Origin of the sequence: Blautia sp. OF03-13, assembly GCF_003460685.1 — a bacterium.
GTDB classification, from domain to species: domain Bacteria; phylum Bacillota; class Clostridia; order Lachnospirales; family Lachnospiraceae; genus Fusicatenibacter; species Fusicatenibacter saccharivorans.
This window is the reverse complement of record NZ_QTVR01000053.1, coordinates 1-1,531: the sequence shown is the minus strand read 5'-3', so window position 1 is coordinate 1,531 and position 1,531 is coordinate 1. Positions and strand designations below refer to the sequence as shown.

Genomic DNA, 1,531 nt, shown 5'->3' with positions numbered 1-1,531 from the left:
GGTTAGTATTGGTATTCTTGTTATGCCGATTATCAATTTAATCTCTCATTCTGAATTAGGCTATTACATAGGTCTTATTTTGATTGTTGTAGGAGTGTTTTATATCATATTCATCATTGTAAATACAATGGAAAACTTATTAGCTTTAAAAAGTAGAATTGAGGTATGAATATGATAGGACTGAACAAAAGAGATATAAAAAAGGCATTGAAAGCTGGTGCAAAAGCTGGCGGTGTATCATTGGCTGATGTTCGGGCGGATATTGAAGCTACGATTGATGAAGCTATGAATAGCACCGACCCAGAGGTGCAGGCAAATTTCAAAAAGTATTTTGGGAATAAACGCCCTACACCAGAAGAATATATTTATATCATTACGAAAAAGACAAAGGCAAAATTATAATAAAAGGGTCGTGGAAATGCTTCACAAAATTGTGATCTGCATTATCACGGCTCTTTTACTCTCTGTTTACTTTCAAAACTGTAAGTGTAATTGAATACTGCCCTTGCTATAATTTAATTGTATTCCAAAACAAATAAATGTGGCAGGAAGAAAGGAGCGATTTTTAATGGAACACATTTTAAATTTAGAGCAAGTAAAAAAATACTACGGGGGTAACTCTGGAAATATCACAAAGGCAGTAGACGGTATTTCTATGTATGTAGATAAGGGCGAATTTGTCGCAATCATGGGAGCTAGTGGTTCTGGAAAGACTACCCTATTAAACTGTATCTCTACGATTGATACTGTAACCAGCGGACACATTACAGTCAATAATCAAGATATTACCAAAATCAAGGATAAAGATTTTGCTGATTTCAGACGTGAAAATTTAGGGTTCATTTTTCAAGATTTCAACCTTTTAGATACTTTAACGATTGGAGAAAACATTTCTTTATCATTGGTTATCAACAAACAGAACCCTACTGATATTGAGAAAAGAGTTCATGCTATCGCCGATAAATTGGGTATTCGTGATATTTTATCGAAATTTCCTTATGAAGTTTCTGGCGGACAAAAACAGCGTTGTGCTTGTGCTAGAGCCTTAATCAATGAACCGAAACTGATTTTAGCTGATGAACCGACGGGAGCTTTGGACTCAAAAGCTTCCAGATTATTACTGGAAACAATGTCTGAAATCAACAAGAAAATGCAGGCTACTATTTTAATGGTAACACATGACCCGTTTAGTGCGTCTTTCTGTGAACGTATTTTGTTCTTGAAAGACGGTAAAATATTCAATGAAATTTTCAGAGGGGAAAAAAGCAGAAAAGATTTCTTCAATGAAATACTGGATATATTAACCTTGCTCGGAGGTGAAGTGGGAAATGTTAGGTAAGTTAGCGTATAGAAATACAAAAAGAAATATTAAAGATTATTTGATTTATCTGATAACCGTTACTGCATCCTTTTCTCTTATATTTGCTTTTAATTTGGTGGCAAATTCTGATGAAATTGTAAAGTTATGTTCCAGTATGGATGCATTTAAGAATTCATTGTTCGCTGTAAATATTCTTATTATTTTTGTGAT

The 1,531-nt window shown here is 33.8% G+C and carries 2 protein-coding genes and 1 pseudogene; all 3 read left to right on the top strand.

Annotation, left to right across the window (positions count from 1 at the left end; translation table 11 throughout):
- Positions 1–171: 171 nt before the first annotated feature.
- Positions 172–402 (top strand): hypothetical protein, encoded by a 231-nt coding sequence (locus tag DXA55_RS16825; protein WP_003060191.1) that lies wholly within the window; start codon positions 172–174, stop codon positions 400–402.
- 166 nt (positions 403–568) lie between these two features.
- Positions 569–1,339 carry an ABC transporter ATP-binding protein gene (locus DXA55_RS16815; RefSeq protein WP_003061398.1) on the top strand — a complete coding sequence of 257 codons (771 nt, stop codon included), beginning with the start codon at positions 569–571 and terminating at the stop codon, positions 1,337–1,339.
- Positions 1,329–1,531: pseudogene (locus DXA55_RS17425) on the top strand (ABC transporter permease); the annotation flags it as partial. The gene DXA55_RS16815 and the pseudogene DXA55_RS17425, both read left to right, overlap by 11 nt.